This window comes from Polaribacter sp. Z022 (assembly GCF_023555495.1).
Lineage (GTDB): Bacteria > Bacteroidota > Bacteroidia > Flavobacteriales > Flavobacteriaceae > Polaribacter.
Window position 1 is genome coordinate 462598 of record NZ_JALCZO010000002.1, and the last position, 19447, is coordinate 482044.

Genomic DNA, 19447 nt, shown 5'->3' on the forward strand with positions numbered 1-19447 from the left:
ATGAATCAAAAATATATAAAGCCAGATGAATGGTCAATCCTTGAAGAAGGGTTTGATGCAGAAATGGTAAAATCTTCAGAAAGCTTGTTTAGTATTGGTAATGGAGCCATGGGACAAAGAGCTAATTTTGAAGAACAATATACAGGAGACACATTTCAAGGAAGTTATATTGCAGGAGTTTATTATCCTGATAAAACTAGAGTTGGTTGGTGGAAAAATGGGTATCCAGAGTATTTTGCAAAAGTTTTAAATGCCCCAAATTGGATTGGTATTAATGTTCTTATAAATGAAGAAAAATTAGATTTACATACCTGTAAAGAAGTTTCTGAGTTTAAAAGAGAATTAAACATGAAAGAAGGATGGTTGTCTAGAAGTTTTAAAGCAGTTTTACAAAACGGTATAGAAATTAAAGTAGATACAAAACGTTTTTTAAGTTTAGAGTTAGATGAGGTTGGTGTAATAAATTATAATGTAACACCATTAAATTCTAATGCAAAAATTTCCTATATTCCATATATAGATGCAGGTATAACAAATGAAGATACCAATTGGGATGATCAATTTTGGGATGTGTTAAACGTTTCTCAAAATAACCAGCAATCATTTATAGAGGCAAGAACCATGAAAACACACTTTTATACGTGTACTTTTATGGAATCAAGATTATTTGTAGATAATAGCGAAATTATTACTGGTTGTAATAAAGAAGAATCATCAAACTACACATCTTGCACTTATCAACAAGAAATTAAACAAAATCAAACATTTACAATCCATAAATTTGGTGGTTATGTGGTTGATAGAAATCATAATAAAAACGAATTAGTAACTGCTGCTAAAGAGGCTTTAGATAAAGCTGTAAGTTTTGGTTTTGATGCTCTTTTAGAGATGCAAAAACAATCTTGGGCTAAAATTTGGAGTATGTCTGACATCACAATAGAAGGAGATGTAGAAGCACAACAAGGAATTAGATTTAATATTTTTCAACTAAATCAAACTTATTTAGGTACAGATGCAACTTTAAATATTGGTCCTAAAGGTTTTACTGGAGAAAAATATGGTGGAAGTACCTATTGGGATACTGAAGCTTATTGTATTCCTTTTTACATGGCTACAAAAGATCAATCTGTAGCAAGAACTTTATTAGAATACAGATATAAGCATTTAGAAAAAGCTATTGAAAATGCAGGCAAACTTGGTTTTACAAACGGAGCTGCATTGTACCCAATGGTTACCATGAATGGTGAAGAATGTCATAATGAATGGGAAATTACTTTTGAAGAAATTCATAGAAATGGAGCTATTTCATTTGCAATTTATAATTACCATCGTTTTACAGACGACTATTCTTATATTCCAGAAAAAGGTTTAGAAGTTTTAATTGGAATTGCTCGTTTTTGGCAACAAAGAGTTAATTTTTCTACAGATAAAAACAAATACGTAATGTTAGGTGTAACTGGACCTAATGAATACGAAAACAATATTAACAATAATTTTTACACAAATTATATAGCTAAGTGGTGTATAGAATATGCTCTAGAAAATATTGAAATAGTTAAAAATGATCATATTTCTGATTATATCAGAATTAAAGAGAAAGTTAATTTTACAGATGAAGAATTAGCCAAATGGAAAGATGTTGCAGATAATATGTATTTCCCTTTTTCTGAAAAACATAATATTTTCTTACAACAAGATGGTTTTTTAGATAAAGAATTAATTACTGTAGCAGATCTAGATAAAAGTCAAAGACCAATAAATCAAAAATGGAGTTGGGACAGAATTTTGCGTTCTCCTTACATAAAACAAGCAGATACTTTACAAGGTTTCTATATGTTTGAAGATCATTTTTCTACAGAAGAATTAGAACGTCATTTTGATTTTTATGAGCCTTTTACAGTTCATGAAAGTTCACTTTCTCCTTGTGTACATAGTATTCAGGCTGCAAAGTTAGATAGAATGGATCAAGCGTATACATTCTATTTAAGAACTTCACGTTTAGATTTAGACGATTATAATCACGAAGTAGAAGAAGGTTTACATATAACTTCAATGGCAGGAACTTGGATGAGTATTGTAGAAGGTTTTGGAGGAATGAGAGTTGTAAATAATACGCTTTCTTTTTCACCTAAAATTCCTAAAGGATGGAAATCTTACTCGTTTAAAGTAAACTTTAGAAATCAAGTAATTACTGTAAACGTTTCTCAAAATGGTACTCGTTTTGAACTAGAAGGAAAACAAGAAATTAACATATTAGTGAATGGAGAAAAAATAACTGTAACTCCAAATAATTTATTAAAAGTATAAATCAGAAATTATGAAACTTATCAGAAGCATTTTTTTAATATTTATCATAGCATTTTTTTCTTGTAACCATACAGAAACAAATAAGAATGTTTCTGAGGTTTCAATTTCTAATACATTTTTAGAGAGAGTAGAACCAATAAACTGGTGGGTTGGTTTTAAAGACACGTCCTTACAATTATTGGTGAAAGAAGAAAATATTAGCAATGCAACACCTACTATTTCTTATACAGGTGTTACTATTAACAAAGTAAACAAAGCAAAAAGTCCTAACTATTTATTTATCGATTTAAATATTGATAAATCTACAATTGCAGGAAAATTTGATATCGTTTTTTCATTTAAAAATGGAACAAAAAAAACACATACTTATGAGTTAAAATCTAGAGAAAAATCAGCAGATGATTATGTTGGTTTTAATAGTTCAGATGCAATTTATTTAATTACTCCAGATCGTTTTGCAAATGCAGATGAAAGTAATGATGTAAATAAAAACATGAATGAAACTGTTTTAGATAGAACTCATGATTACAAACGTCATGGAGGTGATATTAAGGGAATTACAAGTAAAATTGATTATATTTCTAAGTTAGGTTTTACAGCTGTTTGGCCAACTCCTGTTTTAGAAAACAATATGTATCAAGGTTCATATCATGGGTATGCAATAACAGATTATTATAAAGTAGACCCTCGTTTTGGAAATTTATCAGACTATAAAAAATTAGCTGATAAATTACGAGAAAAAGGAATGAAACTTATAATGGATCAGGTTGCAAATCATTGTGGTTTAGAACATTGGTGGATGAAAGATTTACCATTTTCTGATTGGGTAAATCATCAAAAAAATTACGAAGAAAATATTGATAATTGGAACTATAAAGCCAATATCAATTCTAATCATAGAAGAACTACAAATCAAGATTTGTACGCTGCAGAAAGTGATAGAAAAGGTAATAATGAAGGTTGGTTTGTAGCAACAATGCCAGATTTAAATCAAAGAAATCCGTTTTTAGCAAAATACATCATTCAAAATAGTATTTGGTGGATAGAAACTTTAGGATTAGGAGGTATTAGACAAGACACTTATCCTTATCCAGATAAAGCTTTTATGTCAAATTGGGCAGGTGCAATAATGAATGAATATCCTAATTTTTCAATTGTAGGAGAAGAATGGAGTTACAATCCATTATTGGTTGGTTATTGGCAAAAAGGAGCTAACAACAAAGATGGTTATGAGTCTAATTTAAAATCTACTATGGATTTTCCAATGGAAAAAGCCATTATAGATGGAATTAACGAAGAAGAATCTTGGGATAAAGGTTTGGTAAAATTATACGAAGGTTTGGCAAATGATTTCCATTATGCAAACCCAAAAGACATTATGGTTTTTTTAGACAATCATGATAAAAGTAGATTGTTTACAGAGGTAAAAGAAGATGTTGTTAATGCAAAAATGGCATTAGGTTATATGTTGATGTTACCTAGAATTCCACAAGTGTATTATGGTACAGAAATTTTAATGAATGATACTGCAAAACCTGGAGATCATGGCTTGATTAGAACCGATTTTCCTGGTGGATTTAAAGATGATACAATAAATGCTTTTACAGGTTTAGGATTGTCTGATGATCAAAAATCGATGCAAAGTTTTGTAAGTAAAGTTTTAAATTATCGTAAAAATAGTGCAGCAATTCATGATGGAAAAACAATTCATTTTGCACCTTTTATGAATACTTATTTCTTGTTTAGAGTTAAAAATGATGAAACTGTTGTTCATATCATCAATAAAAATGACAAACCAATTACCATAGATTTAAAACGTTATAAAGAAGTTGGTTTAGAAGGAAAAACGTTGAAAAACCTAATTTCTGGAGAAGAATTTCTTTGGAATGAGGCAATTGAATTAAACCAAAAAGGAAATGTAATTTTAACTACAAAATTTTAATTAAATTTTCAGTATTGTCAGTTCGAGTGATTTCGATTTTTCTTCGAAATTGTATCGAGAACAGTTTTAAAAATTAATAATTATGAAATACTTATCCATATTATTTTCAATTGTATTGTTGGTTTCTTGCAAACAAACTAAGCAAGAAAAGGTAAAAGAAGAAGTTAAAAAGCCAAAAATTACTGCTGAAGTTTTAAACTCAGTGAATTTAGCAGCAGGAAAATTAATAAGAGTAGATTCTTTTCCTACAAAATATATAACACCTAGACCAGTAGATGTTTGGTTACCAGAAAATTATTCGTCAGAAAAAAAATATGCTGTTTTATATATGCATGATGGACAAATGTTGTTTGATGAAACTACTACTTGGAACAAACAAGAATGGAAAATTGATGAGGTTGCTTCTAAGTTAATGAATGATGGAGTTACCAAAGATTTTATAGTAGTTGGTATTCATAATATTGCAGCAATTAGATGGTTAGATTTATATCCAGAAAAAGCAATGAAACATCTAACAAAAGAAGAATTAGAAATTGTAAAAAGTTTTTCAAACAATGAAGTTTCTCTTAAGGATTTAACAGGAGATGAATATTTACAATTTTTGGTTGAAGAATTAAAACCTTATATAGATAAAACATATTCAGTTTTTACAAATAAAGAAAACACATTTGTAGCTGGTTCTTCAATGGGAGGTTTAATGTCTATGTATGCAATTTCTCAATATCCAACAGTTTTTGAAGGAGCTGCTTGTATTTCTACACATTGGGTTGGTGCAAGACCAATTAAAAACAATCCATTACCAAAAACTATTTTTAAGTATTTAGAACAAAATGTTCCTGATGCTAAAACACATAAAATGTATTTTGATTATGGAAATAAAACTTTAGACCAGTTTTATCCAATACATGCACCAAAAGTAGATTCTATTTTCTTAAAGAACGGTTATACAGAAACGAATTTCAAAAATTTATTTTTTGAAGGCACAGATCATTCAGAAATTTCTTGGCAAAACAGAATTGATATCCCTCTAACTTTTTTATTGAAAAAATAATCATGAAACGTATTAAATTCTTTTATCTATTTGTTTTATTTACATCTTTTTCTTTTGCTCAAAATAATTCTAGATTTCTAGAAGGATTAAAACAAGATGGAAATAAAATCATCATTAATGTAAACGATGGCGTTTATCAAATTAAGTATTATTCTAATTCTATAATAGAAACTTCGTTTATTCCAGAAAATCAAACTTTTAAAAAAAGTTCACATGCTATTGTTTTAAAGCCTTTTAAAGTTGATTTAATTGTAAATTCTTCTAAAAATAAAACTGTTGTAAACTCAAAAGGGATATCAATAAGCATAAATCATAAACCTTTTCAGATTAAGTATTTAGATAAAGAAGGAGATTTAATTACCTCAGAAAAACAAGGGTATTATAAATCAAAACACATTCCTTTAGATATGGTTAAAGGTAATATTGTTTATGATACAACAGAAAAAATCGAATTCAATTTAACCAATGATGAGGTTTTATTTGGTGCTGGAGCAAGAGCTTTAGGTATGAATAGAAGAGGGTATAGTTTACCATTATACAACAGAGCACATTATGGTTATGAAACGCATTCTGAGTTGATGAATTTTACAATTCCATTAGTAATTTCATCAAAAAAATACATGATTCATTTTGACAATGTACCAATTGGATATATAGATTTAGACAGTAAAAAAGATAACTCTTTAACTTATGAAACTATTTCTGGTCGTAAAACTTATCAAATTATTGTAGGTGATACTTGGCAAGATTTGATTGAAAATTATACAAGTTTAACAGGTAAACAACCTTTACCACCAAGATGGACTTTAGGTAATTTTTCAAGTAGATTTGGATATCATTCTCAAAACGAGACAGAAGCTACAATTGCAAAATTTAAAGAAGAAAAAATACCTGTAGATGCTGTAATATTAGATTTGTATTGGTTTGGAAAAACTGTACAAGGAACAATGGGTAATTTAGAAGTAGACAAAGATTCTTTTCCTGATATGAAAGGAATGATAACTCGTTTAAAAGACAAAGGAGTTAAAACAGTTTTAATTACAGAGCCATTTATTTTATCAAACTCTAAAAAATGGAAAGAAGCTGTAGAAAAAGATGTTTTGGCAAAAGATTCTGTTGGTAATCCTGCCAAATATGATTTCTATTTTGGGAATACAGGTATTGTAGATATTTACAAAAAAGAAGGTAAAAAGTGGTTTTGGAACATTTATAATGATATTTTAAACTTAGGAGTAAAAGGTCTTTGGGGCGATTTAGGTGAGCCAGAAGTATTGCCTTCTTGGGCAACTTTTGGAAACAATCAAAAAGCAGATGAAATTCATAATATTTATGGGCATGATTGGGCTCGTTTAATTTTTGAAGGTTACCAAAAAGAATTTCCTAAAGAAAGACCATTTATTTTAATGAGAGCAGGTGCTGCTGGTTCTCAAAGATTTGGTATGATTCCTTGGTCTGGAGATGTTAATAGAACTTGGGGAGGCTTACAAAGTCAACCAGAAATTGCTTTACAAATGGGGATGCAAGGTTTAGGGTACATGCACTCAGATTTAGGTGGTTTTGCAGGTGCAAATTTAGATGATAATTTATACACACGTTGGCTGCAATATGGTGTTTTTCAGCCAATTTACAGACCTCATGCACAAGAAGATGTTGCAAGTGAGCCCGTTTTTAGAAGCGATAAAGCTAAAGAATTAGCAAAAAAATCTATTGAGTTACGTTATAAATTATTGCCTTATAATTACAACTTAGCATTTAAAAACAATCAAAAAGGAACTCCATTAATGCGCCCAATTTTCTTTGAAGAAGATGATATTAAATTGATGACAAATTCATCAACTTATTTATGGGGAAAAGACTTTTTAGTAACGCCAATTTTAAAAGATTCAGTAAAAACAAAAGAAGTTTATTTCCCAAAAACTGCTAATTGGATTGATTTTTATACAGATAAAAAAATACAAGGAGGACAAATAAAAACTGTAAAAGTTTATGAAAATTCTATTCCTACTTATGTAAGAGAAGGTGCATTTATTTTAATGTCTGATTTAGTACAAACTACAGACAATTATAAAGCTGATAAATTAGAACTACATTATTATTTTAATGCATCAAAAAAAGATAGTGAAAGGGAGTTTTATAATGATAATGGATTAACAGCAAATGCTTTTGAAAATGGAGAATTTGAAATTTTAGAATTTAAGGCAGCATTCAAAAAAAGATATTTAGAGATTGATTTTGAAGCTGAATTTGGAAATAATTGGAATCCAACTGAAAAGGAAATCAAATTAATTATTCATAACATCAATTACAATCCTAAAAAGATAAAAGTTGGTGGAAAAAGAATGAGAATTTCATCCAAAGAAAACACACTTACAATTCCATTAAAATGGAATCCAAAGAAAGAATTAAAAATAAAAATGACTTTAAAATAAGATATCAATGATGAAAAGAATTCAAGCATATTCATTAGCTCTAGTTTTATCAATTGTAATGGGTTGTACATCAGAAAAAGTATCAGAAAAGAAGATGAAGAGTACTACAGTAAAGAAAAAAACAGTGGTTTATCAGGTTTTTACGCGTTTGTTTGGTAATACTAATACCACTAATAAACCTTGGGGAACTATTGAAGAAAATGGTGTTGGAAAATTTAATGATTTTACGGACAAAGCACTAACAGAAATTAAAGATTTAGGAGTTACTCACATTTGGTATACAGGAGTTCCTCATCATGATGTAATTAGAGATTATACAAAATTTGGCATTTCAAATGATGATCCAGATGTTGTAAAAGGTAGAGCAGGAAGCCCTTATGCAGTTAAAGATTATTACAATGTAAATCCAGATTTAGCTGTAAATGTAGAAAATAGATTGCAAGAATTTGAAGCTTTAATAGAGCGTTCTCACAAAAATGGTTTAAAAGTAATTATTGATATTGTACCCAATCACGTTGCTAGAAATTACCAGAGTTTAACAAATCCAAAAGGAACAAAAGACTTTGGTGCTGAAGATGATAAAAATGTTGTTTATAATGTAGATAACAATTTTTACTATACACCAAATGAAGCTTTTCAAGTACCAGATTTTTTAAATGATTATAAACCTTTAGGAGGAGAAAAGAATCCATTATCGGATAAATTTTTTGATGAAAATCCAGCAAAATGGACAGGAAATGGTTCAAGATCTGTAAAACCAAGTTTTTATGATTGGTATGAAACTGTAAAGGTAAATTATGGAATATCACCAGAAGGGAAAAAAGATTTTGATGAATTACCAGAAGGTTTTGATAATGAAAATTATAAAAAACATTTTGAATTTTGGAAAGATAAAAAAGTACCAAATTCTTGGATAAAATTTAGAGATATTGCTCTGTATTGGATAGATAAAGGAGTTGATGGTTTTAGATATGACATGGCAGAAATGGTACCAGTTGAGTTTTGGAGTTTTATGAATTCTTCTATAAAAATGAAAAACCCAGATGCTTTTCTTTTAGCAGAAGTTTATCAACCTCATTTATATAGAGATTATATTAAAAAAGGTAAAATGGATTATTTGTATGACAAAGTAGCTTTATATGATACTATAAAACACGTAATGCAAGGTCATGGCTTAACAGACAACATTCCTCAAATACAAGAAGATTTAAAAGATATAGAACACCATATGTTACATTTCTTAGAAAATCATGATGAACAAAGAATTGCAAGTCCAGAATTTGCAGGAAATTCATTAAAAGGAAAACCTGCAATGGTTGTTTCTGCAACTATATCTACATCACCAACTATGATTTATTTTGGTCAAGAATTTGGTGAAGATGGTTCTGAAAATGCAGGATTTGGTACACCTTCTAGAACTTCAATTTTTGATTATGTAGGAGTTCCTTCACATCAAAGATGGGTAAATAACAAACAATTTGATGGTGGTCAATCTACTACAGATGAATTAAATTTAAGAGATTTTTACAAACGTTTGCTAAACTTTACAATTAAAAGTGATGCTTTAATGGGCAATTATCAAGATATTCATCAATATAATAGAGAAAAAACATTGAATTATAATACCAAAGTATTGTCTTTTGTACGTTGGTCTGAAAATGAAAAATTAATAATTGTTTCAAACTTTGATGCAAATGATCATCATAGGTTTGTTTTAGAAATTCCTTCAGATATCATTAAAAAATGGAATTTAAATGATGGTGATTATGATACCCTTGATCAATTGTATAATAAAGAATCATTTAAACTTAATGTAATTGAAGGAAAAGGATTTATAACTTTAAAATTAAGTCCTTTAGAATCGTTTATTTTAAAAGTTAAAAGCTAAAAAAACGGAATTATGAAAAATAGTATCTTAATAATCAGTTTAGTAATGTTGTTTAGTTGTAATAATAAAACAACCAATAAAACATCTTCAAAAACTGCAAATAAAATGGAAAAGAAAGAATTTGTTTGGGAAGGAGCTAATGTATATTTTCTTTTAACAGACAGGTTTAATAACGGAGATTCTTCAAACGATTTTAATATAAAAAGAACAAACAAAACAGGTAAGTTACGTGGTTTTGAAGGAGGAGATATAAAAGGAATAACTCAAAAGATAAAAGAAGGATATTTTACAAAACTTGGTATAAATGCAATTTGGATGACTCCAATTGTAGAACAAATTCATGGATCTACAGATGAAGGTACAGGAGTTTCTTACGGTTATCATGGTTATTGGGCAAAAGATTGGACTAAAATTGACCCTAATTATGGAACTAAAGAAGATTTAAAAGAGTTGGTTGCAATTGCTCATAAAAACGGAATTAGAGTTCTTTTAGATGCTGTAATAAATCATACAGGTCCAGTTACAAAAGAAGATCCTGTATGGCCATCAGATTGGGTAAGAACAAGTCCTAATTGTAAGTATAGCAATTATGAAAACACTATTTCTTGTACGTTAGTTAAAAATTTACCAGATATTAAAACTGAAAGTAATGAAAACGTAGAATTGCCTCCTCAATTAGTTGCAAAATGGAAAGCTGAAGGAAGATATGAGCAAGAAGTAAAAGAATTAGATGCCTTTTTTGAAAGAACAGGACATCCAAGAGCTCCTCGTTTTTATATAATGAAATGGCTAACAGATTATATAACAGAATTTGGAATTGATGGTTACAGAGCAGATACAGTAAAGCATACAGAAGAAAATGTTTGGAGTGAATTTAAAACTGAATGCGATTATGCTTTTGCACAATACAAAAAAAACAATCCAGAAAAAGTATTAGATAATAATCCCTTTTATTTAGTAGGTGAAGTTTATAATTATGGAATTAGTGGTGGTAAATATTATGACTTTGGAGACAAAAAAGTAAATTATTTTGACAATATGTTTACAAGTCAAATTAATTTTGAATTTAAGTGGAATGTGAAACAAATGCCTGAAAAAGATGTGTTTACTAAATACGATGCTATACTTCAAAATGAATTAAAAGGCTTTAGTGTTTTAAATTATTTAACATCTCATGATGATGGTCAGCCTTTTGATAAAGAAAGAAAATTACCATATAAAACTGCAACAATGTTGTTGTTAACTTCAGGTGCATCACAAATATATTATGGAGATGAATCTGCAAGAAGTTTAATAATAGAGGGTACAGTTGGAGATGCTACTTTACGATCTAACATGAATTGGAATGACATTGAAGCAAAAGAAGAAACTCAAAAAATATTAAAACATTGGCAAAAATTGGGGCAATTTAGAAACAATCATATGGCTGTTGGTTCAGGAAATCACACTATCATCTCTGATGAAAAAGGATTGGTTTTTTCTAGACTAAGAAACAACGATAAAATTATAGCTGGTATTAACTTACCAATAGGAAATAAAGAAATAAATGTATCATCAGTTTTTAAAGATGGACAAAAAATTAATGATTTTTATTCTGGTCAAGAATTAATTGTAAAAGAAGGAAAAGTAGTTGTTAATTCAGGTTTTGATATTGTTTTATTAGAAGGAAAATAGGTTATGAAAATTAGATTTTTTTTAATTATAGCGTGCTTTGGGGTATTTTCTTCTTGTTTTATAGAACAAGAAATGATGTTAGTTTCTCCAAACGAAAATATAATGTTAGATTTTTATTTAGATAAATCTGGCAAACCTCATTATGAAGTTTTTTATAAGAATTCTACCATTATAAAAAAATCATCATTAGGTTTTGATTTTGAAAATACAAATCCTTTTTCTGATAATTTTGAAGTAATGAATTCTTCAATAAAAGAGTTTAATGAAACTTGGCAAAAACCTTGGGGAGAGCAAATAGATGTTGTCAATCATTATAACGAATTGATAGTAGAGCTTCAAGAAAAATCAGAATTGAAAAGAAAATTAAATATTGTTTTTAAAGTTTATAATGATGGAGTAGGTTTTAGATATGAATTTCCTGAACAAAAAAACTTTAAAGAAGCCTTAATTAAAGAAGAAAATACAGAATTTAATTTAACTGAAGATTATAAAACCTTTTGGATTCCAGGAGATTGGGATATTTATGAACATTTGTATAGTACCACAAAACTATCAGAAATTGACGCATTAAATTACAAGGTAAATGATGCTTTAGCACAAACAAGTATCCCAGAAAATGCGGTAAATACACCAGTAACTTTGGTAGGTAAAGAAGGTATACATTTAAGTTTTCATGAAGCTGCCTTGGTAGATTACTCTGGTATGACATTAAAAGTTGATCCTAAGAATTTATCTTTTAAAAGTAATTTAGTTGGCTCTAGAAATACAACTTATAAAGTTAAAAGAAAACTACCTTTTCATACACCTTGGAGAACAATTCAAATTACAGATAATGCTCCAGATTTAATAGCATCTAATTTAATTGTAAATTTAAATGAACCTAATAAATTAGGTGATCTTTCTTGGTTTAAGCCAATGAAATACACTGGTGTTTGGTGGGAAATGCATTTAGGAAAGTCTTCTTGGGATTATGGAATGGAAATGGTTAATGGAAAATGGACAGATACAGGAAAAGCTCATGGAAAACATGGAGCAACTACAGAAAATGTAAAACGTTTTATAGATTTTTCTGCAAAAAATAATATTGGAGGTGTTCTTGTGGAAGGTTGGAATACTGGTTGGGAACGTTGGATTGGTTTTGAAGATAGAGAAGGAGTATTCGATTTTGTAACTCCTTATCCAGATTATAATTTAAATGAGGTTACTGCTTATGCAAAAGAAAAAGGTGTAGAAATTATTATGCATCATGAAACTTCTGCAGCAACTAAAACTTATGAAAAACAACAAGACAAAGCGTATGCATTAATGCAAAAATATGGTATGCATGCAGTTAAATCTGGTTATGTTGGCAAAATTTTACCAAAAGGAGAATTTCATCATGGACAAAATATGGTGAATCAATATAATAACGCTGCAATTAAAGCGGCAAAATATCAAGTTGCTGTAAATGCTCATGAACCTATTAAAGCAACAGGTTTAAGAAGAACATATCCAAATATAATTTCTAGAGAAGGTTTACGAGGACAAGAATTTAATGCTTGGTCTGGAGATGGTGGAAATCCACCAGAACATTTATCAATAGTTGCTTTTACTAGAATGCTTGCAGGTCCTGTAGATTTTACTCCAGGTATTTTTAATATTAAGTTTAATGAGTATAAAAAAGATAACCAAGTAAATACAACATTAGCTCATCAATTGGCATTGTATGTTGTTATTTATAGTCCAGTTCAAATGGCAGCAGATTTAGTAGAACATTATGAAGCAAATCCAAAACCATTACAATTTATTAAAGATGTAGGTGTAGATTGGAGTGAAACCAAAGTTTTAAATGGAGAAGTAGGAGAATTTGTTACAATTGCAAGAAAAGAAAGAAAATCAGAAAACTGGTTCTTAGGTAGTATTACTGATGAAAAATCAAGAGAAATAAATATAGATTTTAGTTTTTTAGATGATAATGCTATTTATGAAGCAAAAGTATATAAAGATGGAAAATCTGCTCATTGGGATAAAAATCCTCTAGATATAGAATTTGATACTTTTACTGTAAAAAAGGAATCAAAAGTAAAATTTAATTTAGCTGAAGGTGGTGGTTTGGCAATAAGTTTAATTAAGAAATAAAATATATAAAGCCCTCAATATTGGTGTTCTAAATAGATTTGAATTTAAAAATAAATCTTATTTACAGCCTTAAAAAGCACTCAAATTTTATATTTGAGTGCTTTTTTGTTTATTTTTTTGCATCTTTGTAGCTCAAAATAAGACAATAAAAAGTAAAATACGAATGAATATATATAGTAATCACATAAAAAACGGACGCAATTTGCGACTATTGAAGTATATATTCTAGTTAGAAACTTTAAATAAAATAGTAAAAACGTCCAAAATTCATTTTTTGGACGTTTTTTTTATAATTTTTTTCAAAAATTTATAAATGCTAATTCAAAGTGTAGTTTTTAGTTACATATCACAACTTCAAAGAGTTACCTAAACTCACTATTTCTGCTAAAAAGCGGATAAGAAATCTATTACCTAAATTTTATTTAAACTACTGATTATCAACAATATAAATTAAAATTTTATTTGTGTAATTCAAAAATACGTTTTAGGTTTGCATCGCAATTAAGCAACAAATTAAATTTAAAAACGAAGTACAATGTTCAGTTATCCATTAAACAAAAACATACAAACAGAACTAGGTTTTGTTTCTTGTTTACTTCGCGACTTTCACAAATTTAAATAGCAATATTTTATTATATATGAAAAGTCCGAAGCTAAATTAAAGTTTCGGATTTTTTTATGTCTTACCAACAATAGTCTAAACAAAAGTTCGAAACTCAAAAACAGATAAATATGCTGTTTAACCAGCATTTATCAACAGAATAATTAAGAAATACAAATTGTCTTGATTTTTCTGAAAGAAAGAGTATTTGCCAAATTATAAGGCTTTACTGAGTTAATCACCTCGTAAAGAACTTTAAAATGAAACCGAATTGGAACACAAAAAATATAAATATCCGTGAAAATAGTTTTTTAAAACTTGTTGATAAAATAGATAAATCAAATAACAAACCAACACGTTATAAAGGAACTATAGAAACGATGCTTCTTGAGTTTTTTGGAAAAACAAGTAAGAAGAAATACATATGGAAAAGAGCAACTTTTAAAAGGTTATTAATCCATGCATACAAACAAAAATGTTATGGATTACTTAGAGATTATAAAAGTGTAGAAGTTTTGCACAACATTAGTTCTTTTGGTAATCAAATGGTTAGAAATATTGAAAGTTGGGAAAGAAAAGGTTTTGACAAAGAAGAGCAATTAAGATCTTTAATTAGACACAGTTTTGCAATTTATGAAACACCAGTATTCTTAGAAAACACATTTTTTGAATTTGATAAAAAATTTATGCTTTGGTATTTACAATTAGGTAAAGGGAAAAGTGTAAAAGATTTATCTCAAATGCCAATACATTTAACTAATAAAATGGCTCACGAATTTAAAAATGCTCCTAATATTTTTAAACCTAATGAAGCATTGCGTTTTGCCCAAGCTTTAGGTTTTGGAGCTTCTATAAAAACGGCTAAAGTTATCGGTTTTTCTAAGTTGTCTAACATAAATGAAAACGAAGAAAAATTTTGGGAAACTGTAGTTCTGTTTTTTGCAAAAGAAACAAATGTAAATGCAAAAGATTTGGATAAAATCTTAGAGTTTTTGATGTATAAATATAGAGAAAATAAAAAATTCTCTATGAAAAATAGAACGCAAAGAGCATTGATATTTCAGGCTTTAGAATGGGAGAAGAATGTGTATAAAGCAGAAATTGGAGAGATTTTAAACTGGAAAACTTCTGGAATTACACCTTTAAATCTAGAAAAAAACGAAAATGGAGAGAAGGTTGTTTATAAAACAATTGAATTATTAAACTCAATTGCTCTTTTTGATGAAGGTAATGCAATGCATCACTGTGTTGCAGATTATGATAAAGATTGTAAGGAAGGTGTAAGTACAATTTTTTCTTTACAAAGAGTTTCTGAAAATAAATTGACAGAACGTTTGGCAACAATTGAAGTTGGTTTAAGAAAAAAAAAATTATAGAAGCAAAAGCCAAATTTAATGAAGAGCCAGATGAAAAATCTTTACAGATGATAGATTTGTGGGTTAATAATTCACAAATAAAAGGGAGTTATGATGCTGTAGAATATGAAAATTATATGAATGCAGCAGCAATTGAAAATGCGAATCATGTAAATTCAGATGAAGATTTCGATGCAAAAGCAAGAATCGTTTTTTGGATTATATTTTTCATTATCAAAGCAATCCTATTAAGTAGATAAAAGAGAAGGTGATAACAGTTTATATCATCTTCTCTTAATAAAAGATAAAATATCATGGGAAATAAACTAAAAGGAAAAGACCTAATAAAATTAGGCTTTCCAAAGAATAATAGTATCAATATTGCTTTAGGGCAAATTAATAGATACAGAAAAAGAGAAAAGAAAGAGCGCATCTTAGAAGAAGCTAAAGAAGTTTTATTAGCTCCTGAAAAGTTTCAAGGAAATGCGATTTGGGGAAAAGTTGCAGAAGGTTTGGTAAAACCAGTTGAAGTTAAAATGCATCAACTAAAAAATACAAGAGTGCCTTTTTCTATTTATGGCGAAAATGAAATTGACGAACAAGCAAAGTATCAACTGTATGATGCTCTAAAATTACCCATTGCTGTGCAAGGTGCTTTAATGCCAGATGCACATTATGGTTATGGTTTGCCAATTGGCGGAGTTTTAGCCACAGATAATGCAGTAATTCCTTATGGAGTAGGTGTAGATATTGGTTGCAGAATGTGTTTGACGGTTTATCCAATTCCGGTTTCATTTTTGAAAGGGAAACAACATCAATTTGAAAATATTTTAAAAGATCATACAAAATTCGGAATGCGAGAAACGCACGCTAAAAAAAACGATCATGAAATATTTTATAGAGAAGAGTTTACAGAAATTCCGTTGATAAAACGCTTAAAAGACAAAGCATATAAACAATTAGGAACTTCAGGAAGTGGCAATCATTTTGTGGAATTTGGAACAATTGCTATCACAGAAAACAACAATGAATTCGGATTGCAAACTGGCGAATATATAGGTGTTTTATCTCACAGTGGTTCACGTGGTTTGGGCTCAAATATTGCAAAACATTACACGTATTTGGCAACAAAACAATGCCATTTACCAAAAAATGTGCAGCATTTGGCTTGGTTAGATTTAAATACGCACGATGGTCAAGAATATTGGCAAGCTATGAATTTAGCTGGCGATTATGCCAAAGCTTGTCACGATGATATTCACTCCAGAATTGCAAAATTAATAGGTTCAAAACCTGTAGCAAAAATTGAGAATCATCACAATTTTGCTTGGAAAGAAACCGTAAATGATAAAGAATGCATTGTGCATAGAAAAGGAGCAACACCCGCTAAAAAGAACGAGTTGGGTATCATTCCAGGATCTATGACAGCACCAGGTTTTATCGTTCGTGGTTTGGGAAATTCGGCGAGTTTGCAATCGGCTTCACATGGAGCAGGCAGAAAACATTCTCGCAGAAAGTGTAAAGAAAAGTTCACTAAAAGTGATATCAAACATCAATTAAAAATGAACGATGTTACACTAATTGGTGGTGGAATTGATGAAGCACCAATGGCTTATAAAGATATCAGAAAAGTGATGGCAAATCAGCAAGAATTGGTAGAAGTGTTAGGCACATTTACACCAAAAATTGTAAGAATGGATAAGTAATATTTGGGCGTTCCCTAAAGGTCGGGATTTACGCACTCGCTTTTTTTCTGAAAAAGAAAAAAGAGCTCAAACAAATGCTTCAATCCCTAACGCAATCGTATTTGTCAACTAAAGGCAAATAGCCAAAAGCTAAAAGCATATTAAAAAACTAAAAAGTTTGTCATTTTGAGTGAAACGTAGTGAAGTCGAAAAATCTCTTTTAAAAGATTATGAGAGTTCTCCATAAAGTCGAAATGACAGAAAATAGAAAAAAATGAAAACTAAAATAATACAAATATCAGCAGGAAAAGGACCAGCAGAATGTGAATATGTAGTAGCAAAAGTGTTCAGAATATTCTTGTTAGAATTGATAAGCAATAAGATTGATTATACAATTCTCAACAGAGAAACAGGAATAGAAAATGGCACTATACAATCTGTAAGTATTCAGCTAAAAGGAAACCAACCTGCTGATTTTTTAAAAAACTGGTTGGGCACCATTCAATGGATTGGTACTTCAACATTTAGAAAGTTTCATAAACGTAAAAACTGGTTTATAGGTTGTTTTGATGTTGATGAGGTTACTAATTTATCAGGAAAAACAATCCTAGAAAAAGACATTCAATTTCAAGCCATAAGAAGTTCTGGGGCAGGAGGTCAGCATGTAAATAAAGTAAGTTCTGCAATTAGAGCAAAACACATAAAAACAGGAATTCAAGTTTTGGTTATGGACAGCAGATCTCAACATCAGAATAAAAAAACAGCTATAAAAAGGCTACAAGAAAAGTTGGAAGAATTTACAGTTGATCAAGCTAAAGAACAATTAAAAAATCAGTGGGAAAATCATCAAACATTAGAAAGAGGAAATCCTGTGAGAGTTTTTAAAGGAACAGATTTTAAAGCTGTAAAAAAAGACAAATCATTTAAAAGTAAGAGAAACCAACTTAAAAATGATTTAAGAAAACAATTAGAGTAACCAATGTCACCTTGAACGCAGTCGAAAGGTCTTGTTTTAAGATTTCTCCACAAGGTCGAAATGACAAACGAAAACAATTGGAATAAAAAGACAGTTATTACGAGTTTACGAAGTAATCTCATTAATTAAGAGCAGTTAGCTTCACTCTGTTCGCAATGAAAAAAAATAAAAAAAATGACAACAATAAATAGCAATTATGTGTTTAAAGCATTAGATGCTTATCCATATGAATTAGAAAAATGTATAGAAGCATTAAATTATGCATTATCATATAATGAAAACGATGAAATGGCATTGAGTTTAATGGGAAGAGTATATGCAGAGATTCTAAACAATTACGAAGAAGGAATTGCTAATTACAAGTTAGTGTTAGCAGAAAATATTAATAATTTAGAGGTTCAATCTCATTATATAAATGCTTTATTATGGAATGAAAATTATAATGAAGCTGAAGAATAAATCAATTATGCATTAACAGTAAAAGGATCGGATAAAGCGATGTTATATTTAAAAAAGGCAAATTTATATGAACACACAAAAGAATATACTAAAGCATTAGAAACTATTAAATTAGCTCATATATATGCTTTTAATAATGAATTTATTGAATATTTAAAATCTGAAAAAGAAAGAATTAAAACTAAAAGTTTTATAAAAGAAGATTCAATAAATGAGAAAGAAACTGAAGCTCCAAATGAAAATATTAAGAGAAGATTTGGTTTCTTGTTCTAAAAAGGATGTTGGTTTTAAATCAACATCTTTTTTATTTAAACAAAGCATCCAAGGTTAAAACATCTAAAATACCATCAGGATAAAGATTGTTTTTTTCTTCAAAAGTTTTAATAGCATTTAAGGTTTCGATTTTATAAAGACCATCATTAACAACAATAATACCTTTAGAAATTAATCTTTTTTGGACTTCAAAAATCAAAGCATTTTTTTGACCGTAAATCATTTTTTCTTTAGGGTCAAACATACTTTTAATTTTCTTTATAGCTATAGATTTTAAATGAGATTGTAAATCAGTACCTGTTTGTTCTAAAAATTTTATTTCTTTATTAGAAGCTCCTTTATTTTTTAAAGAAATAGATTTTTCTAATTTAGATTCGTAATATTTTATTGTAGCTAGTTTATTAGAATATTTTTTAACAGCAATTTTAGTTTCTTCATTATCATCTTCAGGAGTTCTAACATCAATACCATTAGTAGACCATTGCATCATAACATAGCTATTTAAATCTTCTATAGCTTTGTAATAATTTAAAACCAATTCTTGGTTATGATATTCTAAATCTATTTTTTTGTCCGTTTTATAATCTACGTTAGGAGAATTATATCTTTTATATTGAGAGTATTTTCCATAACCAATTATAAATGCGATAATTAGTAAAAGAAAAATGATTAGTTGTTTCATAAGAATT

Annotated in this window: 14 protein-coding genes; 13 read left to right on the top strand and 1 reads right to left on the bottom strand. The window is 28.9% G+C overall.

Annotated elements, in window-relative coordinates; translation table 11 throughout:
* The 13 genes from mdxK (at position 1) to MPF13_RS05875 (ending at position 18758) form a co-directional block, all read left to right on the top strand.
* Entirely contained in the window at positions 1 to 2307 is a 2307-nt protein-coding gene (gene mdxK, locus MPF13_RS05815) for a maltose phosphorylase MdxK (protein ID WP_249981391.1), read from the top strand.
* A 10-nt stretch (positions 2308 to 2317) separates the two neighbouring features.
* On the top strand, positions 2318 to 4249 hold the full coding sequence (locus MPF13_RS05820) for a glycoside hydrolase family 13 protein (protein ID WP_249981392.1): 1932 nt from the start codon (positions 2318 to 2320) through the stop codon (positions 4247 to 4249).
* Positions 4250 to 4331: 82 nt separating this feature from the next.
* Positions 4332 to 5300, top strand: coding sequence for an alpha/beta hydrolase (locus MPF13_RS05825; RefSeq protein WP_249981393.1), 969 nt, complete (start codon positions 4332 to 4334; stop codon positions 5298 to 5300).
* A 2-nt stretch (positions 5301 to 5302) separates the two neighbouring features.
* Positions 5303 to 7729 (top strand): TIM-barrel domain-containing protein, encoded by a 2427-nt coding sequence (locus MPF13_RS05830; RefSeq protein WP_249981394.1) that lies wholly within the window; start codon positions 5303 to 5305, stop codon positions 7727 to 7729.
* A gap of 10 nt (positions 7730 to 7739) precedes the next feature.
* On the top strand, positions 7740 to 9617 hold the full coding sequence (locus tag MPF13_RS05835) for an alpha-amylase family glycosyl hydrolase (RefSeq protein ID WP_249981606.1): 1878 nt from the start codon (positions 7740 to 7742) through the stop codon (positions 9615 to 9617).
* 12 nt (positions 9618 to 9629) lie between these two features.
* Entirely contained in the window at positions 9630 to 11291 is a 1662-nt protein-coding gene (locus MPF13_RS05840) for an alpha-amylase family glycosyl hydrolase (RefSeq protein WP_249981395.1), read from the top strand.
* Between the two features lie 3 nt (positions 11292 to 11294).
* Positions 11295 to 13409, top strand: coding sequence for a glycoside hydrolase family 97 protein (locus MPF13_RS05845; protein ID WP_249981396.1), 2115 nt, complete (start codon positions 11295 to 11297; stop codon positions 13407 to 13409).
* 861 nt (positions 13410 to 14270) lie between these two features.
* Complete coding sequence (locus MPF13_RS05850; protein WP_249981397.1) at positions 14271 to 15386, top strand: PcfJ domain-containing protein; 1116 nt, start codon at positions 14271 to 14273, stop codon at positions 15384 to 15386.
* Between the two features lie 47 nt (positions 15387 to 15433).
* Positions 15434 to 15625 (top strand): hypothetical protein, encoded by a 192-nt coding sequence (locus tag MPF13_RS05855; protein WP_249981398.1) that lies wholly within the window; start codon positions 15434 to 15436, stop codon positions 15623 to 15625.
* Between the two features lie 54 nt (positions 15626 to 15679).
* Positions 15680 to 17071: an RtcB family protein gene (locus MPF13_RS05860; RefSeq protein WP_249981399.1), complete on the top strand. Its 1392-nt coding sequence runs from the start codon at positions 15680 to 15682 to the stop codon at positions 17069 to 17071.
* Between the two features lie 253 nt (positions 17072 to 17324).
* Complete coding sequence (prfH, locus tag MPF13_RS05865; protein ID WP_249981400.1) at positions 17325 to 18026, top strand: peptide chain release factor H; 702 nt, start codon at positions 17325 to 17327, stop codon at positions 18024 to 18026.
* 174 nt (positions 18027 to 18200) lie between these two features.
* Positions 18201 to 18485 carry a hypothetical protein gene (locus MPF13_RS05870; protein ID WP_249981401.1) on the top strand — a complete coding sequence of 95 codons (285 nt, stop codon included), beginning with the start codon at positions 18201 to 18203 and terminating at the stop codon, positions 18483 to 18485.
* Between the two features lie 39 nt (positions 18486 to 18524).
* A complete protein-coding gene (locus MPF13_RS05875; RefSeq protein WP_249981402.1) occupies positions 18525 to 18758 on the top strand; it encodes a hypothetical protein in 234 nt (77 codons plus the stop codon).
* 31 nt (positions 18759 to 18789) lie between these two features.
* Here the strand turns inward: MPF13_RS05875 and MPF13_RS05880 are convergent, their stop codons facing one another.
* Entirely contained in the window at positions 18790 to 19440 is a 651-nt protein-coding gene (locus tag MPF13_RS05880) for a peptidoglycan-binding domain-containing protein (RefSeq protein WP_249981403.1), read from the bottom strand.
* Positions 19441 to 19447: the final 7 nt, after the last annotated feature.